19 protein-coding genes and 1 tRNA gene are annotated in these 22,184 nt (G+C 74.2%); 6 read left to right on the plus strand and 14 right to left on the minus strand.

Going from position 1 to position 22,184, the window contains the following annotated elements; genetic code table 11:
* Nucleotides 1–451: 451 nt before the first annotated feature.
* Genes ehuA through ehuB form a run of 4 tightly spaced genes read right to left on the minus strand, consistent with a single transcriptional unit; the run spans nucleotide 452 to nucleotide 3,654 of the window.
* Nucleotides 452–1,279, minus strand: coding sequence for an ectoine/hydroxyectoine ABC transporter ATP-binding protein EhuA (gene ehuA, locus ACRAS8_RS22650; protein WP_438487823.1), 828 nt, complete (start codon nucleotides 1,277–1,279; stop codon nucleotides 452–454).
* A complete protein-coding gene (ehuD, locus tag ACRAS8_RS22655; RefSeq protein WP_438487824.1) occupies nucleotides 1,269–1,919 on the minus strand; it encodes an ectoine/hydroxyectoine ABC transporter permease subunit EhuD in 651 nt (216 codons plus the stop codon). Before ehuD ends, ehuA begins: the two co-directional genes overlap by 11 nt.
* Nucleotides 1,916–2,680 (minus strand): ectoine/hydroxyectoine ABC transporter permease subunit EhuC, encoded by a 765-nt coding sequence (gene ehuC / locus ACRAS8_RS22660; RefSeq protein WP_438487825.1) that lies wholly within the window; start codon nucleotides 2,678–2,680, stop codon nucleotides 1,916–1,918. The genes ehuD and ehuC overlap by 4 nt, the downstream gene beginning before the upstream one ends.
* Complete coding sequence (gene ehuB, locus ACRAS8_RS22665) at nucleotides 2,677–3,654, minus strand: ectoine/hydroxyectoine ABC transporter substrate-binding protein EhuB (RefSeq protein ID WP_438487826.1); 978 nt, start codon at nucleotides 3,652–3,654, stop codon at nucleotides 2,677–2,679. Before ehuB ends, ehuC begins: the two co-directional genes overlap by 4 nt.
* Nucleotides 3,655–3,761: 107 nt before the next feature.
* Between ehuB and ACRAS8_RS22670 the strand changes: the two genes are divergently transcribed.
* Nucleotides 3,762–4,262, plus strand: coding sequence for a DUF3830 family protein (locus ACRAS8_RS22670; RefSeq protein WP_438487827.1), 501 nt, complete (start codon nucleotides 3,762–3,764; stop codon nucleotides 4,260–4,262).
* Between the two features lie 15 nt (nucleotides 4,263–4,277).
* Here the strand turns inward: ACRAS8_RS22670 and ACRAS8_RS22675 are convergent, their stop codons facing one another.
* Together ACRAS8_RS22675 and ACRAS8_RS22680 are read right to left on the minus strand one after the other, a co-directional pair.
* Nucleotides 4,278–5,696 carry an amidase gene (locus ACRAS8_RS22675; RefSeq protein ID WP_438487828.1) on the minus strand — a complete coding sequence of 473 codons (1,419 nt, stop codon included), beginning with the start codon at nucleotides 5,694–5,696 and terminating at the stop codon, nucleotides 4,278–4,280.
* A gap of 84 nt (nucleotides 5,697–5,780) precedes the next feature.
* Complete coding sequence (locus ACRAS8_RS22680) at nucleotides 5,781–6,854, minus strand: D-2-hydroxyacid dehydrogenase (protein WP_438487829.1); 1,074 nt, start codon at nucleotides 6,852–6,854, stop codon at nucleotides 5,781–5,783.
* A 220-nt stretch (nucleotides 6,855–7,074) separates the two neighbouring features.
* Here ACRAS8_RS22680 and ACRAS8_RS22685 point away from each other — a divergent pair, with 220 nt between their 5' ends.
* The 3 genes from ACRAS8_RS22685 (at nucleotide 7,075) to ACRAS8_RS22695 (ending at nucleotide 10,093) form a co-directional block, all read left to right on the plus strand.
* Complete coding sequence (locus ACRAS8_RS22685) at nucleotides 7,075–7,980, plus strand: maleate cis-trans isomerase family protein (protein WP_438487830.1); 906 nt, start codon at nucleotides 7,075–7,077, stop codon at nucleotides 7,978–7,980.
* Between the two features lie 55 nt (nucleotides 7,981–8,035).
* Nucleotides 8,036–8,776 (plus strand): maleate cis-trans isomerase family protein, encoded by a 741-nt coding sequence (locus ACRAS8_RS22690; RefSeq protein ID WP_438487831.1) that lies wholly within the window; start codon nucleotides 8,036–8,038, stop codon nucleotides 8,774–8,776.
* Nucleotides 8,777–8,962: 186 nt separating this feature from the next.
* Nucleotides 8,963–10,093 (plus strand): LLM class flavin-dependent oxidoreductase, encoded by a 1,131-nt coding sequence (locus ACRAS8_RS22695; RefSeq protein WP_438487832.1) that lies wholly within the window; start codon nucleotides 8,963–8,965, stop codon nucleotides 10,091–10,093.
* A gap of 40 nt (nucleotides 10,094–10,133) precedes the next feature.
* On the opposite strand, the gene ACRAS8_RS22700 is transcribed toward ACRAS8_RS22695, so the two are convergent.
* Nucleotides 10,134–11,960 (minus strand): putative bifunctional diguanylate cyclase/phosphodiesterase, encoded by a 1,827-nt coding sequence (locus ACRAS8_RS22700; RefSeq protein ID WP_438487833.1) that lies wholly within the window; start codon nucleotides 11,958–11,960, stop codon nucleotides 10,134–10,136.
* A 403-nt stretch (nucleotides 11,961–12,363) separates the two neighbouring features.
* Here ACRAS8_RS22700 and ACRAS8_RS22705 point away from each other — a divergent pair, with 403 nt between their 5' ends.
* Complete coding sequence (locus ACRAS8_RS22705; protein WP_438487834.1) at nucleotides 12,364–13,569, plus strand: M6 family metalloprotease domain-containing protein; 1,206 nt, start codon at nucleotides 12,364–12,366, stop codon at nucleotides 13,567–13,569.
* Nucleotides 13,570–13,634: 65 nt separating this feature from the next.
* Here the strand turns inward: ACRAS8_RS22705 and ACRAS8_RS22710 are convergent.
* From ACRAS8_RS22710 to ACRAS8_RS22735, 6 genes are all read right to left on the minus strand, one after another.
* Nucleotides 13,635–13,708 (minus strand) — tRNA-Lys (locus ACRAS8_RS22710).
* A gap of 56 nt (nucleotides 13,709–13,764) precedes the next feature.
* Nucleotides 13,765–14,631, minus strand: a complete 867-nt coding sequence (locus ACRAS8_RS22715; RefSeq protein WP_438487835.1) for a hypothetical protein — start codon at nucleotides 14,629–14,631, stop codon at nucleotides 13,765–13,767.
* 221 nt (nucleotides 14,632–14,852) lie between these two features.
* Entirely contained in the window at nucleotides 14,853–15,236 is a 384-nt protein-coding gene (locus tag ACRAS8_RS22720) for a hypothetical protein (RefSeq protein WP_438487836.1), read from the minus strand.
* Nucleotides 15,237–15,331: 95 nt separating this feature from the next.
* On the minus strand, nucleotides 15,332–16,699 hold the full coding sequence (locus ACRAS8_RS22725) for an AAA domain-containing protein (protein ID WP_438487837.1): 1,368 nt from the start codon (nucleotides 16,697–16,699) through the stop codon (nucleotides 15,332–15,334).
* Nucleotides 16,700–16,766: 67 nt separating this feature from the next.
* Complete coding sequence (locus ACRAS8_RS22730) at nucleotides 16,767–18,365, minus strand: hypothetical protein (protein WP_438487838.1); 1,599 nt, start codon at nucleotides 18,363–18,365, stop codon at nucleotides 16,767–16,769.
* Nucleotides 18,362–19,639 (minus strand): hypothetical protein, encoded by a 1,278-nt coding sequence (locus tag ACRAS8_RS22735; RefSeq protein ID WP_438487839.1) that lies wholly within the window; start codon nucleotides 19,637–19,639, stop codon nucleotides 18,362–18,364. Before ACRAS8_RS22735 ends, ACRAS8_RS22730 begins: the two co-directional genes overlap by 4 nt.
* A gap of 388 nt (nucleotides 19,640–20,027) precedes the next feature.
* Here ACRAS8_RS22735 and ACRAS8_RS22740 point away from each other — a divergent pair, with 388 nt between their 5' ends.
* Complete coding sequence (locus ACRAS8_RS22740; RefSeq protein ID WP_438487840.1) at nucleotides 20,028–20,621, plus strand: histidine phosphatase family protein; 594 nt, start codon at nucleotides 20,028–20,030, stop codon at nucleotides 20,619–20,621.
* A 46-nt stretch (nucleotides 20,622–20,667) separates the two neighbouring features.
* On the opposite strand, the gene ACRAS8_RS22745 is transcribed toward ACRAS8_RS22740, so the two are convergent.
* Nucleotides 20,668–22,152: a tetratricopeptide repeat protein gene (locus ACRAS8_RS22745; protein ID WP_438487841.1), complete on the minus strand. Its 1,485-nt coding sequence runs from the start codon at nucleotides 22,150–22,152 to the stop codon at nucleotides 20,668–20,670.
* Nucleotides 22,153–22,184: the final 32 nt, after the last annotated feature.

Here is a 22,184-nt window from a genome sequence, read left to right on the forward strand (position 1 = left end):
TCTTGACCGAAAACCGGATTGGTTCACGCGTCTGTGCAGGCGCCCTACACTCTGGCATATGCCCAGGTCATGAGCTGGTCGGGGAATCTCCCCCGGACCGGCGACAACGGCGTACGGAAGGCGGGTGGCCGTCCGGCCGAGGACGGGGGTTGACGGCCCTTGGTGACGTGCGGAGTTGACGCACTGTCGGGCATCCGTCCGGGGGCTCGCACGCCCCGTTCTTCCGTCTGCTGTTCGTCTTTCCGCCTGAGCGTCGTACGCCTCATCCATCGCATCCGTCACATCCGCCGCAGTGGTCGCAGATGTCTCAAAACGCGCGGTGGGTGGGCCCGCACGTCGCCGCCGGGGAGGGCGGGAAGGCGGGCGGGGCGTGCGGGAGCGCGCACCACATGCCGCGCTCCCGCACGCCCCGGACGGCCTGCACACCCGGGGCCGCCGCCCGCCGCGCCGCCTACAGCACCGCGCTCAGGAACTCCCGGGTCCGCTCCTGCTCCGGGGCGGTGAAGATCTGCTCCGGCGGGCCGAACTCGATGACCCGCCCGGCGTCGAACATCATCACGCAGTCGGAGACGTCCCGGGCGAAGTTCATCTCGTGCGTGACGCAGAGCATGGTGATGTCCGTGCTGTGCGCGATGTCCCGCAGCAGGTCCAGCACGCCGGCCACCAGCTCCGGGTCCAGGGCCGAGGTCACCTCGTCCAGCAGCAGCACCTGCGGGCGCATGGCCAGCGCCCGGGCGATGGCGACCCGCTGCTGCTGGCCGCCGGAGAGCTGCGAGGGGTACTTGTCGAGGTGGGCGGTGAGGCCCACCAGGTCCAGCAGTTCGCGGGCGCGCTGCTCGGCCGCGTCCTTGTCCAGGCCGAGGACGTGCACCGGGGCCTCGGTGATGTTCCGCAGCACCTTCATGTTGGGGAAGAGGTTGAACTGCTGGAAGACCATGCCGATGTTCTTGCGGATCTCCCGGCTGTAGCGGTCGCTCGCCGGGACGAGCCGGCCGCCCTTCTCCTCGTGGGTCAGATACCGGTCGCCCAGCCTGATGGTGCCCTCGTCCGGCTTGAGCAGCGTCATCATCAGCCGCAGGATCGTGGTCTTGCCGGAGCCGGACGGGCCGATCAGCGTGACGTGCTTGCCCGGATAGACCTTCATGTCGAGCGCGTCCAGGACGGTGTGCGTGCCGAACCGCTTGGTGACCTTGTCGAAGCGGATCAGCTCGGTCTCCCCGGAGGACGCGGGCTCGCCGGCGGTGGGCGGGGTGTTCGGGGTGTCGCGGTCAGCGGACAAGGCGGCGCTCCAGGGCTCGCAGGGCAAGAGAGGCGGGGTAGGCGATGGCGATGAAGGCGACCCCGACGACCGTGTACGGCTCCACGGTCTGGAAGGTCTGGGAGGAGAACTGCCGGGCCTCGCCCAGCATCTCCAGCACCCCGATGGCGAAGAGCATCGGCGAGTCCTTCAGCATCGCGATGACGTAGTTGCCGAGCGCGGGCACCACCCGGCGGATCGCCTGCGGCAGGATCACCGCCGTCCAGGTGCGGCGGCGCGGCAGGCTGAGCGCGATCGCCGCCTCCCACTGGCCGGCCGGCACGCCGTCGATCCCGGCGCGGTAGACCTCGGCGGTGTACGTCGAGTAGTGCAGGCCCAGTCCGATCACGCCGGTGGCCAGGGCGCTGAGCGTGACGCCCCACTCGGGCATCACGTAGAACAGGAAGAACAGCTGCACCAGCAGCGGGGTGTTGCGCACGAACTCGGTGACCACGGTCACCGGCCAGCGCACCACCTTCAGGGACGAGCGCTGCGCCAGCGCCCATACCAGGCCGAGCCCGAAGGCGATCAGCGACCCGAGCGCCAGGGCCTGGAGGGTGACCAGGACGCCCTTCCAGAACGTCGGCAGAAAGGCGCCGACCGCGGACCAGTCGAACTTCATCGGGCCTCACCTTCCGCGGGAGCGGCGGCACCGGTGACCGCCGGACCGGTGACGGGGCCGGGCCGTTGTCGCAGTCGCAGCCGCAGCGGCGACCGCCCGGCCGGCGCCTGCCCGACGCCCGCCTTGGCGTGCCGCTCCACCGCCCGCATCCCGCGGGTCAGGACGAACGCCAGGACGAAGTACATCACCAGGATGACCGTGTAGACGGGGGCGCTCTGCGCGGTGGCGTTGCGCACCAGGGAGGCGCCGAAGGCGATGTCGCCGACGCCCAGGATCGACACCAGCGCGGTGCCCTTGAGCAGCTCGATCAGCAGGTTGTTGAACGGCGGGACCATGCCCGGCCATGCCTGCGGCAGGACGACCTTCCGCAGCTGCTGGGCCGGCGAGAAGCTCAGCGCGATGCCGGCCTCGCGCTGGCCCGGCGGCACCGCGGCGATCGCGCCCCGTACGACCTCGGAACCGTACGCGCCGTACGTCAGGCCCAGCGTCAGCACCGCGGCCCACATCGGGGCCAGCTGCCAGCCGAACCCCATGGGCAGCACGAAGAACATCCAGAACATCAGGATCAGCGCGGAGGTCCCGCGGAAGATCTCGAAATAGGCCCCGGACAGGAACCGCACGATCCACCGCCGGTGGGTGCGCGCGAGCCCGATGACGAAGGCCACGACGGCGGCCAGCGCCGCGCTGTAGACGGTCAGCTGGACGGTGACCCACACGCCCTTGAGGAGGAGTTCCCACAGGCCCCAGGTGATGTCAGTCATGGCCGGCACTTCTCCTTGGCGGTGATCTCCGTCATCTGCTGCGCGGTGAAGCCGAAGGGCCGCATGAGGTCCAGGAGTTCCCCGGAGCGCTTCATCTTGTGCAGCTCGCGGTTGAACGCGTCGCGCAGATTGGTCTCCGGCGTCCGGAACGCGAAGCCGCCGACGTCGATCACCGGTTTCCCGTTCACGTACGGGGTGACCTCCGGCGTGGCCTCCGCCCGGGTGGTCCGCGACTGCCGGACGACGTTCCGCACCGTCACCGCGGTGCCGGCGAAGACGTCCACCCGCCCCTGCTCGACCGCCAGCAGCCCCGCCAACTGGTCGGGCAGCGTGGTCATTCTCGTGATCCCCGCCGCCTTGGCGTAGTCGATCTCGGCGTAGCCGACACCGGTCGCCATCCGCGCTCCGGTCCGCGCGATGTCCTTGTAGGTGCGCAGCTTCAGCGGATTGCCCTTGGGGACGATGAAGGCGTCCAGCATCTGGTACTCGGGATCGGCGAAGATCACCTGCGCGCAGCGCTCGGGGTTGATGTACATCCCGGCCGCGACCACGTCGAACTGCTGGGAGTTCAGCCCCACGATCAGTGAGCCGAAGTCGGTGGGGAAGGGCTCGACGCGCGGGACGCCGAGCCGCTTGAAGATCACCCGGGCGAGGGTGGGCGCCGACCCGGTCATCCTGCCGTCGGTGCCGATGTAGCCGTACGGCTGCTCGCCGGCCAGGCCGAGGGTGACCGAGCCCTTCCTGCGCAGCCGCTCCAGCAGCTGGCCGCCGCCCGCCGCCGCGGTGGTCGGGACCCGGCTGCAGCCGCTCGCCGCGCCGATCGCCCCCGCTGCGCCGAGCGCCGCCACCCCCGCGAGCAGCGACCGGCGGCGAAGACCGCTGGTCCGGTGTCCGGTTATCTCGCGTCTCCGGGGGGTGAGTCGTCCGTGGTGTGGTCCTTGATTGTCTGAGGCCGTGCTCTGTGGTGGAGCCATGGGCGCGCGGCTACCCGAAGCGTTCACGCCTATGCCGATCGTTTCGAGCCCTTCACACCGCCGCAGGAGATGTTCCGTACGCCGGTAATGCCCCCTACGCTCGGGATATGACCGATCGCTTCATCGAAGTCTCCCTGGACAAGCGCGGCGTCAGCTGCACGGCCAAGTTGCTCGACGATCGTGCCCCGCTCACCTGTGCCGCCGTCTGGGACGCGCTCCCCCTGGGCGGCGACGTCTACCACGCCAAGTACGCCCGTAACGAGATCTACGCCCTGGTGCCGCCGTTCGCTCCCGAGGAGCCGCCGCTGGAGAACCCCACCATCACCCCGATCCCCGGCGACCTGTGCTACTTCACCTTCAGCGACACCCAGTTGGGCACCGCCTCCTACGGCTACGAGCGCGATGCCGGGCACCGCGGCCGCGCCACCGTCGTCGACCTCGCGCTCTTCTACGAGCGCAACAACCTGCTGATCAACGGCGACGCGGGCTGGGTGCCCGGCATCGTCTGGGGCGCGGTCGTCGACGGCCTGGACCGGATGGCCGACGCCTGCCAGGACCTCTGGCGCGCCGGCGCCCTGGGGGAGACGCTCAACTTCCGACGCGCTTAGGCGACCCGCCCGCCCCTACGGAACCGCCGGCGCCGGAATCTCCGCCGCCCCCGCCTCGTACAGCGCGTGCGCGGCGCGCAGCACCAGCGCGTCCGCGTGCCGCGCGCCCACCAGCTGCACCCCGATCGGCAGCCCGTCGCCGTCCACCCCGCAGGGCACGGTCGCGGCGGGCTGCTGGGTGAGGTTGAACGGATAGGTGAACGGCGTCCAGCCCGTCCACCGCGCATGGCCGGAACCAGGCGGCACTTCCCGGCCGGCCGCGAACGCGGTGATCGGCTCCGTCGGCGTCACCAACAGGTCGTACACGCTGTGGAAACGGCCCATCGCCCGCCCCAGCGCCATCCGCACGTCCACCGCCGCCAGATAGTCCAGCGCGCTGTAACGGGCCCCCTCCTCGCAGATCTCCAGCAGCCCCGGGTCCAGCAGCTCCCGGTCGGCCGCCCCCAGGGGCTGCACCAGCCGGGCCGCGCCGCTGAACCACAGCGTGTGGAACGCCGCCACGGGATCCGCCACCCCCGGATCGATCTCCTCCACGTCCGCGCCCAGCTCCGCCAGCGTGTCCACCGCCCGGCGCACCGCGGCCGCCACCGCCGGCGCCACCGGCACGTCCCAGCCCAGCGACGGGCTGTACGCCACCCGCAGCCCCGTCACCTTCCCGGCCAGCGCCTCCCGGAACGACTCCGCCACCGGCGCCAGCTGCGACCAGTCCCGCCAGTCCGGGCCGCAGATCACGTCCATCATCAGCGCCGCGTCCGCCGCGTCCCGCGTCATCGGCCCCACATGCGCCAGCGTCCCGAACGGGCTCGCCGGATAGTGCGGCACCCGCCCGTACGTCGCCTTCAGCGCGAAGATCCCGCAGAACGACGCCGGGATCCGCACCGACCCGCCGCCGTCCGTCCCCAGACTCAGCGGCCCGGCGCCCAGCGCCACCGCCGCCGCACCGCCCCCGCTGGAGCCGCCCGCGGTGCGCCCCGGGTCGTACGGATTGCCCGTCACCCCGTGCCGCGGACTGTCGGTGACACCCTTCCAGCCGAACTCCGGGGTGGTGGTCTTGCCGACGAACACCGCCCCGGCCTCCCGCAGCCGGGCCACCGCCGGCGCGTCCTCGTCCCATGTCGCGCCCTCGGCCCGGACGGTGTGTGAGCCGCGCAGCGTCGGCGCGCCCCGCATCAGCAGCACGTCCTTGACGGTGACCGGTACCCCGTCCACCGGCCCGGCCGGCGCGCCGCGCCGCCAGCGCTCCGCCGACTCCGCGGCCTGCGCCAGCGCCTGCTCGGCGTCGATCCGGACGAAGGCGTTGACGGCGGCCCGGGCGGTCTCGGCGCGCTCCAGCACGGCCCGGGTCGCCTCGACGGGGGAGAACTCGCCCGAGGCGTAGCCGGCGAGCAGACGGGTGGCGGTGAGGTCGGCGAGGCGGGTCGGTCCGTTGGTCATGCGTCCTCCGAGCGTCGGCCGCCCCGGGCGGGGCGGCGGGCGGGGCACGGTCCGCCGCGGGCCGGGCCCGGACGGCCCGCGCGGTCAGGTCACCGGTACGTATCCGAGGCGTTTGTCGACCACGTTGCGCAGTGGCTCGCCGGCCGCCCACCGGTCGAAGTTGTCCTGGAACTGCTCGGCGAGCGCGTCCCGCCAGCCCAGCGTGTCGCCGCTCATGTGCGGCGAGACGATCAGATGCGGCACGTCCCACAGCGGGCTGTCCGCGCCCAGCGGCTCGGCCGCGAAGACGTCCAGCGCCGCCGCCGCGATCCGCCACTCCCGCAGCGCCGCGACCAGCGCCTCCTCGTCGACCAGCGGCCCGCGGGCGACGTTGACGAAGCGGGCCCGCCGCGGCATCAGGGCGAACGCCGCGGCCCCGAACATCCCCCGCGTCTCCTCCGTCAGCGGTGCCGCGCACACCACCCAATCCGCGTGCGGCAGCAGCCCGTTCAGGGCCCCCGCGGCGTGCACCCGGCCGAACTCCGGATCGCCGGTCCGCTCCCGGCGCCCGACCAGGTCGACCCCGACACCCAGTGCCAGCAGGGTGCTGCCGATGGCCCGGCCGATCGGCCCCGACCCGACCACCACCGCGCGGGTCCCGGCCAGCCGCAGCGTCTCGCGGTGCTGCCAGCGCCGCTGCCGCTGCAGCTCCCAACTCCCGTAGAAGTCCTTGGCCATGGCGATCACCAGTCCGGCGACGTACTCGGCGATCGGCTGCTCGAAGACCCCGCGGGCGTTGGTGACGACGGTGTCGTCGGCGATCAGCGCCGGGCACAGCAGCCGGTCCACGCCGGCGCTGGCGGTGTGCACCCAGCGGGGCCGCGGGCCGTGGGCCGGCCAGCTCTCCCGGATCGCGTCGGAGGTGAAATCCCAGGCCAACAGCGCGTCGGCGGTGGGGAGTAGGGCGGCCAGGGACTTCTCGTCGGCGAAGACGATCTCGGCCCGGCCGGCGAGGCGGTCCAGCCGCGGGGGCGGCTCGGAGCCCAACACGAGGAGGGTGGGGCGGGTGGTGCTGGTAGGGCCGGTGGCGCCAGTGTTGTCGGTGATGCCAGTGCCGTCGGTAGTGCCGGTGCTGTCGGTGGTGCCGGCGCCGTTGATGCCGCCGGTGCTTTCGGACATAGGCCAGAAACCGTTCTGAAACGTGTGCCCCGTATGACGGAGGAAGGGGCGCCGACAGATGCCTGAGAAGTGCCGGAGATGCGAGGATTGACCACGCTAAGAAGTCGTATCTACCGTGTCAACAACGGCTCTGTCCCGACGTCCCCGGCTTGTCCGGCTGCATCACCTCTCCGGCCACTGGCCGTGCCATTCCAGCCCTTCGTGCCTTCTAGGGGCCTTCATGGACGTCTCCTTCCTGGGTGGCCCACAGCCTCAGCTCGGCGTGGGCGTTGTCGCCCCCTTCGACTTCGCTCTCGACCGCGAGCTGTGGCGCTGGGTCCCCGACGACGTATCCCTCCACCTGACCCGAACTCCCTTCGTGCCCGTCGAGGTCAGCCTCGACCTGGCCCGCCTGGTCAGCGAGCACGAGACCCTGCACGCCGCCGTCCAGGCGCTGTGCGCGGTGTCGCCGCAGGTCATCGCCTACGCGTGTACGTCCGGCAGTTTCGTCGGCGGCACGGCGGGCGAACGCGCGATGTGCGCGGCCATGACCCAGGCGGGGGAGGTGCCCGCCCTGACGACCTCGGGCGCCGCGATCGAGGCCCTCCACGAGATCGGCGCCCGGCGCATCGCCGTCGTCACCCCGTACACCAAGTCCGTCACCCGGTCCCTGGAGGAGTACCTCGCCGAGGCGGGCGTCACCGTCACCGGCCGTGCCTATCTCGGACTCACCCGGCACATCTGGAAGGTTCCCTACCGCGATGTCGTCGACATGGCCCGCGCGGCCGTCGTCGGAGCCGCCGACGCCCTCTTCATCAGCTGCACCAACCTCCCCACCTACGACGTCATCCCCCAACTGGAGGCCGAGCTGCGGATGCCCGTGCTCTCCGCCAACCAGGTGACGATGTGGGCCGCGCTGCGCGCCATCGGCGTCCGCGCCGTCGGCCCGTACCAGGCGCTGCTCGATCCCGTGGCGCGCAGCGGCCCGGCGGCCATGACCGGCACCCAGCCGCCGCCGCGGAGCGAACCGAGACCCACTCCCGAGGCCGCCCTGGCCGGCCCGCCCGTCCCGCCCGACGATCCCGGCGACGGCCCCGAGCCGCCCCCGTACCTCCCCGACGACCCGGGCCGCCAGCCCCCGCTCTGAGCCCGCCCCGCCGCACCACCGCACACCGCACCCACCACCCGCAAGGGAGACCTGCATGGCATCGGTCGGCTTCCTCTACCCCGGCCACTCCGCCGAGGACGACTACCCCCGGCTGGAGGCGCTCCTGGGCGGCGCGGTCCGCCTGCCGCTCGTCCACACCGACATCGGCGAGGACGCCCACCGCGCCGACGCGCTGCTGGAGATGGGCTCCGCGGCCCGCCTCGCGGCCGGCGTCGGCGCGCTGCGGGACCGCGGCGCCGAGGCCGTCGTCTGGGCCTGTACGAGCGCCAGCTTCGTCTACGGCTGGGAGGGCGCCCAGGAGCAGGTGCGGGAGCTGTCGGCCACCGCCGGGCTGCCCGCCTCCAGCACCTCCTTCGCCTTCGCGCACGCCGTCCGGGCCCTCGGCGCCCGGCGGGTCGCGATCGCCGCCACCTATCCGGCCGACGTCGCCGAGTACTTCCGCGCGTTCCTCAAGTCCGCCGGCACCGAGGTCGTCGCCACGCGCGGCAGTGGCATCATCACCGCCGCCGAGGTCGGCACCTGGGGCCGTGACGAGGTCCTGGAGCTGGCCCGGGCCGGCGACCACCCCGACGCCGAGGCCGTTCTGCTGCCCGACACCGCCCTGCACACCGCCGCCCATCTGCCCGCCCTCGAAGCCGCGCTCGGCAAACCGGTCCTCACCGCCAATCAGGTCACGGTCTGGGAGGGCCTGCGGCTGCTGGACCGCCCCCTCGCCTGCCCGGAACTGGGCACGCTCTTCTCCCGGCCGGCAGTCTCCCGGCCGGCAGGCGAGTAGGCCCTGACGGACGGGCCCGCACGGGCCCGCCCCGTCCCGTCCTCCCGCCCGTCCCTCGTTCGGACGCCCCGCCCCACCGGGAATAACGCGCCCCACCGGGAATAACCGGAGAACTGCTCCGGTTACCCTCCTCGCAGACCCGCAGACCACCGACGTCAGAAGCGCGACGCGAGGAGGACCCGCACCGTGAGCGGCGAAGACCAGCAGACCCCGGGCACCGACGGCAGCCCCGGGGGCGACGGCATACGGGGCACCGCCCTGGGCACCGCACCCGTCCCCCTGTCCGTGCTCGACCTGGTGACGGTCGGCGCCGGCAGCACCGCCACCGCCGCGGTCCGTACCGCCGTCGACCTCGCCCGCACCGCCGAACGCCGCGGCTACCACCGCTACTGGGTCGCCGAGCACCACTCCATGCCCGGCGTCGCCTCCTCCTCGCCCGCGGTGCTCCTCGCCCACCTCGCCGCGCACACCGACCGCATCCGCCTCGGCTCCGGGGGCGTGATGCTGCCCAACCACGCCCCCCTGGTCATCGCCGAGCAGTTCGGCACCCTGGAGGCGATGGCCCCCGGCCGCGTCGACCTGGGCCTGGGCCGCGCCCCCGGCACGGACGGCGCCACCGCCGCAGCCCTCCGCCGCACCGAACACCTCCACGAGGGCGCCGACGAATTCCCGCAGCAGCTCGCCGAGTTGACCCGTTTCCTCGACGACGACTTCCCCGACGGCCACCCCTACGCGCGCATCCACGCCGTCCCCGGCCCGATCCAGTCGACCTCGCCCGGCGGCGTCCAGTCCCCGCACCGCCCGCCCCTGTGGCTGCTCGGCTCCTCCGGCTTCAGCGCCCGCCTGGCCGGCACGCTCGGCCTGCCGTTCGCCTTCGCCCACCACTTCTCCGCGGCCAACACCGTCCCCGCCCTCGACCTCTACCGCTCCTCGTTCCGCCCCTCCGAGGGGCTCGCCGAGCCCTACGCCCTGATCGGCGTCTCCGCACTGGCCACCGAGGACGAACAGGAGGCGCTCCGCCAGGTCCGCACCGGCGCCCTCGCCATGATCCGGCTGCGCACCGGCCGCCCCGGCCTCGTCCCCACCCCCGAGGAGGCCGCCGCCCACCACTTCAGCGCCGTCGAGCGGGACTTCGCCGACAGCTGGCTCGGCAACGTCATCCACGGCACCCCGGACGCCGTCCGCCAGGGCCTCGACGACCTCGCCAAGCGCACCGGCGCCGACGAGCTGATGATCACCGCCAACGCCCACACCGGCGAGGTCCGCCGCCGCTCCTACGACCTCATAGCCGACGCCTACGGGCTTCCTCAGGGCTGACCTCCGCTCGCCCGGCACACGGCACGGGGCGCGCCGCGGCTCAGCCGCAGGCGCGCCCCGCGTCCAGCAGTGCCTCCACCCGGTCCGGGGCCACCGGCCGGGAGTACAGCCAGCCCTGCCCGGTGTCGCAGCCGATCCGGCGCAGCCGCTCGGCCTGCTCGGCGCTCTCCACACACTCCGCCGTCACCGTCAGCCCCAGCCGGTGCGCCAGCGCGACCAGCGCCTCCACGATCACCTCGTCCGCCGGATTCGGGTGCTCCTGCGACCGGAAGCCGTGCACGAACGACCCGTCCAGCTTCAGCACCGACACCGGCAGCCGGCTCAGGTAGGCGAGGTTGGAGTAGCCGGTGCCGAAGTCGTCGATGGCGATCCGCACTCCCATGTCGCTGAGTGCCTGCAGCGCCTGCAGCGGCCGGCCCGCCGACCCCATCACCGCGGACTCGGTCAGCTCCAGCTGGAGCAGCCGCGGCGGCAGTCCGGTCTCCGCCAGGATGCCGGCGACGTCCGCGACCAGGTCGGAGTCCCAGACCTGACGCACGGCCACATTCACGCTGACGAACAGCGGCTGGCCCCCGGGGTGCGCCAGCTGCCAGGCCCGCGCCTGATAGCAGGCGCGCTCCAGCACCCAGCGGCCCAGCTCCACGATCGCGCCGTTCTCCTCGGCCAGCGCGATGAACCGATTCGGCGACAGCACCCCGAACTGCGGGTGCCGCCACCGCACCAGCGCCTCCACCCCCTGCGCCCGGCCGTCGCCCAGTCCGACCAGCGGCTGGTACTCCAGCGTGAACTCCCCGCGGTCCACCGCCGGCCGCAGCGTGCTGGACAGCGCCTGCCGGGTCATCCGGTGGGCGTTGCGCTCCGGGTCGAAGAGCGTCCACCGGGCCTTGCCGTCCTCCTTCGCCCAGTACAGCGTGGTGTCCGCGGCCTGCATCAGCCCCGTCGCGGTGGTCCCGCCGGCCGCCCGCTCCACCACGCCGATGCTCGCCGACACCGACATCCGCTGCCCGGCCAGGTCGAACGGCCGCTGGAGCGCGTCCAGCACCGACTGCGCCAGTTCCGCCAGCTGGTCGGTGCCGGTGGAGTCCTCCACCAGCAACGCGAACTCGTCCCCGCCCAGCCGCGCCACCAGATGCCCGGCACGGCCCGGCCCGCGCTCCGCGGCCCGCTCCGCACAGCGCGTCAGCCGCTGCGCCACCGCGCTCAGCAGCCGGTCGCCGACCCGGTGCCCCAGGGTGTCGTTGACCGCCTTGAAGCCGTCCAGGTCCAGATAGCACAGCCCGATCCGGCCGGTGCCGGACCGCTCGAACGAGGCCGCCTCCAGCGCCGCGGAGAGCCGCTCGAAGAACAGCGTGCGGTTGGGCAGCCGGGTCACCGGATCGTGCATCTGCAGATGCCGCAGCCGGGCCAGCAGATCGTGCCGGTCGCTGATGTCCGCCGCCGACAGCAGCACCCGCTCCTCGCCGCCCAGCGGCCCCTCGGTCACCGGCTCGACGGTCACCTCCACCCACACCGAGCTCCCGTCGGAGCGTTTCAGCCGCCGGGTGCAGCGCAGCCGCTCGCTGCGGCCGCACAGCACCTCGCGGTACGCGCTCCACACCCGCGGGTCGGCGCCCAGGTCGGTGAGGTCGGCGGCGGTGGCGGCGACCAGCTCGTCCGGGTCGGTGCCCACCAGGGCGCCCAGTGCGGGATTGGCGGCGAGCACCAGCCCGTCGCGATTGAGGACGGCCATCGGCAGGCTCGCGGCGAGGAAGGCGGCACGGTAGTCGCCGAGGGAGGCGGCGGTGCCGTCGCAGCGCGCCGAGGCGTCGCAGGGGGGAGAAGCGGACCGGTCGGTCGGGTCTTTGGTCGAACCATCACGCTCCGTCACCGTAGGCAGTGTTGCTCCGGACGTGCGGCCCGTGCTGTCGGGGTGTCCGCTCACTGCTCGCTCCCGCATGGCGCTTGTCTCGTGACGGAGGGGGGACCTCGCGCTGGAAAGTGTGGCGATCATAGAGGCTGGCACGAGGGCCGATCCAGCGACGAAGCCGTGACCATCCGCAGGCATGACGGAAGTTCAGCCAAATCTGCCCGGCTCTGTTCGCCCCTATTGCACCTTTAGTCGCTTGTGACTTTCCGTTACGAGACGAGGGAGGCGTGCGGGTCACCCCTTCGGGCTGCCATATCAGGACGAAGAGCATGAAATCACCTCAGGGTAAGTGGGTGTCCCGAATCCACCCCTGGAGGTCCACGTGCCGCGCGCCCGAACACCCCACGGGGTGGACAGCCGACGCATGCGGCGCGTCGCAGCCGTGGCCACCTCCCTGAGCGCGCTCCTCGCCACCTCGATCGTCACCGGCCCCGCCACCGCCTCCGAAGCCGCCCTCTCCTGCGCCCTGGGACGCACCGACGCCCACCACTCCGAAGGCGTCGACAGCTGGAACGGCGCCTACCCGCGCCCCGACCACCGCCTCGACGCGGTGATGATCTACCTCTCCTTCCCCGACGCCCGCCCCACCACCACCCCCCAGCAGCTCTCCGGCGACTACTTCCCCGCCACCGACCGCTTCTTCACCCGTGCCTCCTACGGCAGGTTCCGCCTGCGCACCCACGTCCACCCCCACTGGGTCCGCATGCCGCACCCCGCCACCTGGTACGGCATACAGCGGGACTGGGACTCCGGGCGCCGCTCCGCCTACCTCCGCGACGCGGTCGCCGCCGCCGACCCCGTCATCGACTTCAGCCGTTACGACCTCGTCTACCTCGCCGCCGACCCCGGCGCCCCCGGCGTCGACTCCGACGCCACCAAAGTCGTCAATCTCGACCAGCCGATGCACGCCGACGGCGCCGACCTCAGCCGCTTCGTCACCGTCTTCGAACACAGCCCACCGGACCGCAACGTCCTCGCCCACGAAACCGGCCACGTCTTCGACCTGCCGGACCTCTACCACCGCCCCGAGAACGGCCACGGCGACTGGGACACCTACGTGGGCGACTGGGACCTCATGGGCAGCCAGTTCGGACTGGCCCCCGACCCCTTCGGCTGGCACAAGTGGCGCCTGGGCTGGATCACCGACAGCCAGGTCGACTGCGTCTCCCTGGACCGCCCCCGGATGCACGCACTGCGCCCCCTCTCCGCGCCCGACGACCCCGCCGACCGCCACCGCCCCCGCCTCCTGGTGGTCCGCACCGGGCCCGAGACCGCCCTCGTCATGGAAGCCCGTGCCGCCGAGGGCAACGACCGCTCCCTGTGCACCGAGGGCGTCCTCGTCTACCGCGTCCGCAGCTCCACCGCGTCCGGCTCCGGCCCCGTCCGGGTGCTCGACGGCCACCCCGGCACCTCCGCCTGCTGGGGCACCTCCGTCTACCCGCCGCTCGCCGACGCCCCGCTCGGAGTGGGGGAGAGCCTCAACGACACCGAGGACGGCGTACGCATCCAGGTCGAGGGCCGGTCCACCGACGGCGAGTGGGCGGTCAAGGTCACCCGCAGCGCGGCCTAGCGCACGGCAGCGGGACCCCACGCACGCCGAAGGCCCTCACCGGAGTGAGGGCCTTCGACCGTCTGTGCGCCGCCAGGGACTCGAACCCCGGACCCGCTGATTAAGAGTCAGCTGCTCTAACCAACTGAGCTAGCGGCGCCTGCTGACGGGGAAAACATTAGCATCCTGGCCGGGGAGGGCAAAAATCGCTTCCCCTCAGCCGCCCGCCGGCCCCGTATCCGCGCTCTGAACAGCCAATTCGTGGTGCTCGCGGGCGGTCTCCCGATCGGCTCCCAGCCCACCCCGCGCGGCCCGCACACAGGCCCACAACAACACCTCGGGCCCCGGCAGCCACGGCTCCCGCACATCCGGCGCCACCAGCCAGCGCGAGGCGGCGGGGGTGCCCGGGTCGTCGGTGGGGGCCGGCTCTCCGGCGGTGGCCGCGGCGGCCGTCGTACCCGCCTCGCCTGTACGAGCCGGAGCCGCGGCGTCGATCGGCCACCCCACCCCCGACGCCGTCCACCCGTACCCCCACCCGCCGCCGACCCCGCCGACCCCGCCGACCCCGGCGAACCCGGAACCGGCGAAGCCGACGCCGCCCTCGGGGAACCCGCGTCCGGTCATCGGCCCCCGCCGACCACCCGCCCCACCCGCCCCCGCCCTGTCCGCGGCGCGGGGATGCAGCGGCGGCACCGTCACCGCGTCCCCGCTGCCGTGGCACAACAGGGGCGGCACCGCGCTGCCCCACTCCTCCCAGGCCAGCAGCGCGGGCAGCCGGTGGGCGGTGCCGGGGGCCGCGAACAGCAGGATCCGGCCGCGGTGCATGGCCACCGGGCCCGACCCGGGGCCGGCCGACCACAGCCGGTCCACCATGCGCCGCCCGAAGAGCGCCGGGGCGTTGATCACGTCGAAGACCGTGCCGCACGGCAGCGTGCTCGGCGCGCTGGGGCACTCCGCCCACAGCCGGTGCAGGCCCTCCGGATGCGGGCTGGCGGAGGCGAGCCAGTCGGCTCCGGCGAGCGTGACGTACGCCGTGGTGGGGAAGGCGAGGTTCCGGGGAGTCTCAGGCAGCCATTCGCTCATGGGACGGGTCTATCGACTCCCCGCGCCCCGCCAGAGCTGATTGCCGGAAACCGGGACAGCGCCGCGCGGCGGGGAGTATCTTCCCCTCCCTGCATATGCCAGGGGCTCATGATCTTGATCCGAGAGACGGGAGCTACCCCTGAGCCTCGTGTGACTCCTGTTACGGGAAGGGGGCGGCTTATGGGAAAGGGGGCGGCCGCACAGGCAACCAGGCACGCGGCTCAGTCGACGTCGGGCGGTACCGTGCTGCCGCTGCGCAGCAGGCTCCGGCCGAACTCGACCATCTTCTGCGCGTAGTCCTCGGTCCAGTCGGCCCGCTCGGCGACCTCCGCCAGCGGCAGCCGGTCGAAACGACGGGGGTCGCTCAGCTGGGCCGCGGCCATCGCCTGGAACTCCGTGGCGCGGTCGGCGGCCGCCCGGAAGGCGAGCGTGAGCTCGGTCGCGCGGCCGAGGAGGGCGCCGGGATCCTCCATCGACTCCAGCCCGAAGAAGTGCTCGGGGTCGGCGGTGGCCTCGGGCGGCTCGAACAGCAACTGCGCGGGCCTCATGCGGCGGGGGGCGGGCGCCGTACCGCGGGGATCGGGAGCCGGCTGCGGCTCGGACATGTACCTACCTCCATCGTTGTCTGCCGCATTCCATTGTCCCGCCCGGCGCAAGGGGGCGGGTGGGCGCTGCCCGCGCTGAGGTGCCCTGCGCCCGCCTACGGGCGCAGCGGGACCCGGTGTTCGGCCAGGTGGGACAGGACGGCGTGGTTCGCTTCCCACCCGTCCGGGAACTTCACCGTGACGCCCAGCTGGACCGGTTCCGTCGCGGGGTGTTCGTCGAGGAGTTCGGCGACGCCGGCGCGGCAGACGACGACGCAGGCGTGCCGGTGCCGGGAGGCGAGCACGCACAGCCGTCCGGTCTCCAGGTGGAAGGCGGTCGCGTCGGGGCGGCCGGACAGCGGGTGCAGGACGACGGTGACGTCGAACTCGCGGCCCTGGAGGCGGTTGGCGGTGTCGACGGTCACGCCGGTCACGCCGAGGCCGGCGAGGGCGGCGCGGACGGCCGCGGCCTGGTCGCGGTGGGCGGTGCCGACCGCGATCCGGGCGGCGGTCAGGGGCGCGGGCGCGTCGGACTGCTCGCTGGTGGCGGCGCCGCCGCGGTCCAGGAGACGGCGGACGACCAGGGCGAGGGCGTGCACCGCCTCCGGGTCGGTGCGCGGGGTGTGCCGGGCGGGCAGTTCCAGCAGCCCCCAGCCGGACTCCGCGGCCTCGTCCAGGACGCGGTCCACGGCCGAGCCGTCGCCCGCCACGCCGAACGCCAGCCGCCGGTCGCCGGGCCCGGTACCGCTGCGGAACGGGGTGTACGGGTAGAACGCGCCGGACACCAGGGGCGCGGCGGAGGCCGGCAGCCGCCAGGAGACGGGGAGGCGGTGCTGCGGCAGGTCCGGGTTGTGGGCGAGGAGGGTGGCGACCGCGCTGGCGGAGGGGTCGTAGGAGAGGCCGGCCCACTGGTCGGCGCCGACCACGCTGAACGGGTCCAGCTGCCCCGGGTCGCCGACGAAGAGCGCCCGCTCGAAGAGCCCGGCGACGCTCAGCAGCGCGTCCGAGCGCATCTGGTACGCCTCGTCCACGATGGCGTGCCGCCAGGGCTCCTCGACCTTGGTCCAGGCCCACTTGGCGGCGGTGGAGACGACGACGTCCATGGCGGCGAGGTCGGCGATCCGGGCGGAGGTGCGGACGGCGGGGAGCTCCGCGAGGGCGGGGTCGTGGGCGCCGGGTTCGCTGGAGTGGAGCCGGCCCACGGGGAGGTCGGGGTCCTTCGCGGCGAGGCGCAGGACGAGGTCGTCCACCTGGGCATTGGTCTGCGCGACGATCATCAGGCGGCGGCCCGCGGCGGCCAGTTCGCGGGCGGCGCGGACGACCAGGGTGGACTTCCCGGCGCCCGGCGGGGAGTCCACGACCACGCCGCGGCGGGTGCTGTGCAGCGTGTCGCGGAGGATCGCGTCGGTGGCCGCGGCGGCCACCGCGGCGGGGTCGGCCGGCGGCGGCGCGGACAGCGGCGGAGGGGGCGGAGGAGGCGTCATACCGGGGCGTTCTCCGGGGAGTTGGTGGTCTCGGTGGTCGGTGGTTGGTGCACAGCAGGACCGCCCCTCACAGGAAGTCCTCCGCGGTCACCGCGTCCGCGGCCGGCGGTGGCGCGTCGTCGGTGACGGCCGGCGGGCCGCCGTGCGTCCAGGGGGTGTCCTCCGGTTCCGGGAGGGCGGGGCCGCCGCGCGGGGCGTGTTCGAAGAGGGTCCAGCACACGGTGTCGCCGGGTTCCGGGACCGTGCCCGGCTCGGGGGTGCGGGCGCGGCCCATGCCGCCGGTGAGCCGGAGCACCGGCGCGCCCGGGTCGCCGTCGGCGCGCGCGACGAACTCGGCGGTCTGGGTGCGGCCGTCTGCGAGGGCGCGGTGGAGCCTGACGCCCTCGGCCAGCGGGGCCCGGTCGCCGGTGTGCAGGGTCACCAGGGGGCGCGGCATCGGCCGGGCGCCCTCGGAGAAGGCCATCTCGACGGCGGTGACCGTGCCCTGCAGCGCCTCGCCGGTCAGCCGCCGGGCGGCCATCACCAGGGGGTCGTCCAGGGCTTCCTGGGCGTCCAGTTGGGCCTGTGCGGCCTCGCGGGAGGCGAGTTTCCGGGCGGCGGTGACCGCGTCGTCCCGGGTGGGCTGCGGGGGTTCGCCGGCGCGGATCCGGTCGCGGTGGGCGGTGTACGACCAGCGGTCGCGCTTCCACCGGTCGGGGACGCGGGCGCCCTCGGGGAGCGCGCGGAGCAGGTCGAGGCCCTGCCAGACGGCGTCCCAGGTGGGCCGCAGCCGGCTCTCGACGAGGGCGCGGATCTCGTCCCCGGCGCCGGGCTGTCCGGCGTCGTAACGGGCCATGGCGGGGGCCAGCAGCCGGTTGTCGAAGGCCGGGTCGGTGGCGGGTCCGGCGGGCGGGCAGTGCAGTTGGCCGTTCGCGTCGCGGGCCGCCTCGGCGAACGCGGCGGCCTCCTGGGCCGGTACGCGTTGAGGGGTCGGCGCGTCGCGCCGTCCTCTGGGGGTGGAGGTCGGGTGACGGGCGGGCGCGATCCAGGCGAGCAGTGCGCCCAGGTGCTGGTCCTCCAGGGCGCTCTGGCCGGTCGCCCAGTGGCGGGTCAGCAGGCCCGTCATGGACTGCAGCAGGCAGGCCCCCGGCACTCGGGCGCGCTCGCCGAGGTGGGTGAACCAGCGGCCCAGCAGCGGGACGTGCGGCGGCGCCGGGTAGGGCGTCTCGGGGTCCTGCTCGGCCGTCCGCCGGAACCGCATCGAGCGGCCCAGCAGCCGGACGTACTCGATGCCGGCGGCGCTGGGCACGAGCAACTGCGGGGCGTCGGCGCACAGTTCGACCTGCACCGGGACCTTCTTGCCGGTCTCGGCGTCGGTCTCCTTGCGCTCCTCGTACTCGACGTCGTCGGCGAAGCCCTCCACGTAGGGCAGCACCGCCTCGGCCAGGTCGGCGAGGAAGGTGAACCGCAGGTCGCGGTCGCGGGGCTGGGGGACGGTCAGCAGCAGGGGCTTGTCCCGGTCGGTGCCGACGAGTGCGCCCAGCGGGGCACCGGCCTCACCGGCGGTGGTCAACGGGACGAGGACCAGGGGGTGTTCGGCGAGGTGGCGGTGGCGGACCGTGGTCAGCGGCCGGGCGCGGCCGGCGGCCACCGCCTCCATCCGGGCCAGTGTCTCGATGAGCGTCATGCGTCCTTCCCCTTCCCGTTCCCGTCCCGGGGTCCAGGTAGGGGCGCGGCGTCAGCCGCTCCGGTGGAGCCGGTGCCTGCACCGGGGGGAACGGCGCCGGACAGTGCCTCGGCGCGCAGTGCGGCGGCGGTGCGGAGGGCCTGGACGGCGGGGTCGTCCGGGTCGGCTTCCGGTGCGCCGGCGGCGGCCGCCAGGGCCTCCTCGATGGTGCGCAGTCCGCCCAGCTCGCCCCGTACGGAGCGGCCCAGGGTCTCCACCGCGCCGTCCTGGCGGGCCCGTTGGCGGCAGTGGAAGGCCAGTTCGCAGGCGGCCAGGCACTCGGGGGCGTAGGCGGCGGGGACCGCTTCGACGGCCTCGGTCAGTTCCGGGGCCGGGCGGGTCGCGGTCCGGCCGTCGTCGGCGAGCCGGAGGTCGAAGGTGGTGCCCGCGGGGAGCGCGGCGGCGATCTCCTCGACGCGGGTGAGCCGGGCCAGCTGGCGGCGGGTGGTGGCGAGCTGCTTGCGGACGTCGACGGGGGCGGCCGTGGGGAGGTTGGAGAAGTCCTTGGGGCAGATCAGCAGCATCCGGTCGCGGACCCGGACGGGGCGGCCGGTGTGCGCCGCGGCGTGCTCCGCGACCGCCTCCAGGGCGAGGACGTACACGGCCGCCTGCCGGGCCGCGGCGCCGACCTTGGCGGGGTCCGCTGCGCCGTCGATCAGGGGGAAGGACTTGATCTCGACGACGGTCCAGGTGCCGTCCGGGTGCACCACCACGGCGTCCGGCTCGACGTAGGCGGGGGAGCCGGCGACGTCCATGGCCAGCAGCGGGTGGTCCAGCAGCGCCCAGCCGCCGGCGGCGGCCGCCTCGCGCAGCGCCAGCGCGGTGCGGGCCGCCCGGCCCTCGGGCCCGGCCGCGGACAGATCGGGGCGGGCCACCGCGTCGTCCTCCGGGACGGCGGTGCCCGGGGCGAGCCGCTCGCACACCAGCCGCAGCAGTTCCGTGCCGCCGTCGGCCTTCACCCGCGCCTCGAAGGAGTTGCCGCGGACCAGGGCGAACTGCGACTGGCCGTAGGCGGCGGGCGAGCCCAGCGCGCGGGCCAGGGCGCCCTTGTCGACGCCCGCGCCGTCCAGGAGTGCCCGGCGTCGGCAGCCCGGGTTGGCGGCGAGCGCGGCGAGTGCGCGGGCGTCCAGCGACCGGGGGCGCACGCCGGGGCCGCGCAGTTCGGTCAGGCGCTGCCGCAGACTGGGGACCTTGGCCGTGGCCGCCGCGGGCCGGCTTTCGCGGGAAACGTTCACCCGCCGAAGTCTGGCATCCGGGACCCCTAGATGAGCGAGTCCGAAGTCCCGCCTGCCCCGCGGCGTCTGGCACGGCACCTCGCGGCGTTGCCGAAACGTCCCGATAGCTCCGCTATCAGGCCGCTCCGGCGCCTTGCGATGCTCCCCCATGCCCTGAACGGGCACGGGAGGTACCCCCTTCCCCAGACGCCGTGAGGCCCGCCCTTCGGGCGGACGACGGGACTTCGGACTCACTCATCTAGCGCGGGCACGGTCCCCCGACCCCGCCGCGGGCCCCCGGCGGGCTCCGCGGCGGGTGCGCGATGATGGACGAGCCGCGGTCAGCGCCGCCCGCGTCCAGCCAAGCACGACGAGCAGCCGGCATCGATCCCGGCGAGAGGTACGACCCATGGCACCGCGCATATTCCTGGCCCGGCACGGACAGACGGAGTGGTCCGTCTCCGGCCGGCACACCGGACGCACCGACATCCCCCTGCTGGACGAGGGGCGGCGGGGCGCCAAGCTGCTGGGCGAGCGGCTGCACCGCGCCCCCTTCGACGGCCTGCCGGACGCCGAGGTCCGCACCAGTCCCCTGGCGCGCGCCAAGGAGACCTGCGAGCTGGCGGGCTTCGGGGGGCGGGCCGAGGAATGGGACGCGCTGCTGGAGGTCGACTACGGCGCGTACGAGGGGCTGACGCCGGCGCAGATCAAGGCGGACCGGCCGGACTGGCTGATGTGGCGGGACGGGGTGCCGGCGGGCGAGACGCTCGCCGAGGTCTCGGCGCGGGCCGACGCGGTGGTCGACTGGGCGCGCTCGGCCGACCGCGATGTGCTGGTCTTCGCGCACGGCCACATCCTGCGGGTGCTGGGCGCGCGCTGGCTGGGGCTGGACGTCTCCTTCGCGGCGCGGCTCCGGCTGGCGCCGACGTCGCTGTCGGTGCTCGGCTGGGCCTACGGCGAGCCGGCCGTGGTGAGCTGGAACGAGACCGGCCACCTGGACTGAGCCGACGGCGCGCCCGGCGGGGCGCGGCGGCGGCCGCACCGGGGGTTCAGACCGGCCGGCGGCCCGTGGACCCGCTCGCCGCGGCCGCCCGGTGCCGGCGCAGGAAGTCGGCGACCGGGCCGCAGCTGCGGTACGGGCGGAGCGCGGCCGCGACGCCGTCGAGCATCGTCCGGATCCGGGTCGAGCGGACCTGCTCCAGCAGGGCGAGGGTGCGCAGGGCGGCCGCGGCGGCCTCCTCGGCGGCGCCGCCGGCCGCGAGGTTGCCGGCCAGCTCGGTGCTGAACAGCGCGATGTTGCGGGTGAAGTGCGGGTCCTGCCGGGCCACCGCGCGCCGGGCGTGGTCCGCCGCGCGCCCGTGCTCGCCCAGTGCCGACCAGCACTGGGCGGTGAGGCCGGCGAGTTCGGCCTCGCCGTAGAAGCTCATCCACTCGGGGTCGTGGTCGCCGGGGCCGGCGGCGAAGAGCTGCTCGGCGCGGGTCAGTGCCTGGGTGCAGCCGGTGCGGTCACCGAGCCCGGCCCAGCCGCCGGCCTCGCGCAGCGCGAGCAGCGACCGCAGCCGCGGCGAGCCGAGCCGTTTGGCCGCCTGCTGGGCGGCCTGTGCGGCCCGTACGGCCTCGCGCGGCCGGCCGGCGTCGCGGGCCAGGAAGGCGGTGTTGCAGAACGCGTGTGCCTCCAGGGCGGCGTCGCCGCAGACCCGGGCGGTGGACAGCGCCTCGGCGTAGTGCGAGCGGGCGTCGTCGAAGCGGCCGGAGTCGTGCGCCAACCAGCCGACGGAGATGGCGAGTTCGCCGGCGCCGGCGTGCAGCCGGTCGTAGACGGCCCGGCGTTGGACGCCGGCGTCGAGCAGTTCGTAGGCGGCGCGCAGGGGTTGGACGGCGCGGTGGTAGAGGCCGTCGGCGCCGTGCCGGTCGTCGAGCAGGCGGATCCGGCGGACGGCTTCCTCGACGGCGGTGGCCTCGGTGGCGCCGGCCCGGGCGCTGGGCGGGCGGTCGGCGCGAAGCGCCGTCTTCTGGGGGTGGAGGTCGGGCGACGGGCGGGCGGTACGGGGTCCGGGCACGGTCGCCGACGGGGGGAACGGTGCGTGCGCCGGGGGACAGAGGCCGGCCAGGCCCAGGGCGGCCGCCGGGCCGCCGGTGATGAACGCGCGACGTAGCACGTCGCTCTCCTCGCAGTTCTGGATACGGGTATCGCGGTGGTCGGGGTCGATCGCCAGGGACGCGGCGCCTGTACGCGCCCCCCGTCCGCGTACCGTCTCCCGCGGCGCGAACCCCATGTCGGGCAGCGTCAGCCCGGGGAACATGTGCCGGAACACCCGTTCGTAGGCGTAGTTCGGGCACCGGATCTCCCCGGACTCGACGCGGCCCACATAGCGGGCGTCGCACGAGACCTGCTCGCCGATCTCACGGGCGGCCCGTCGGACCGCCGCCGCGAACTCGCCGGGGGACAGCCGGCCGCGCAGCTGTCGGAAGGCGGAGTTCGGGCGGGCGGGTACGGTGCGGGACGACGCTGAACGCTGAGCTTGCGACGTCATGGCGGACCTCTCCGTGCCCCAGGGCCCACCCG

This window comes from Streptomyces sp. S186, assembly GCF_051603415.1.
In the GTDB taxonomy this organism is placed as follows: Bacteria; Actinomycetota; Actinomycetes; order Streptomycetales; family Streptomycetaceae; genus Streptomyces.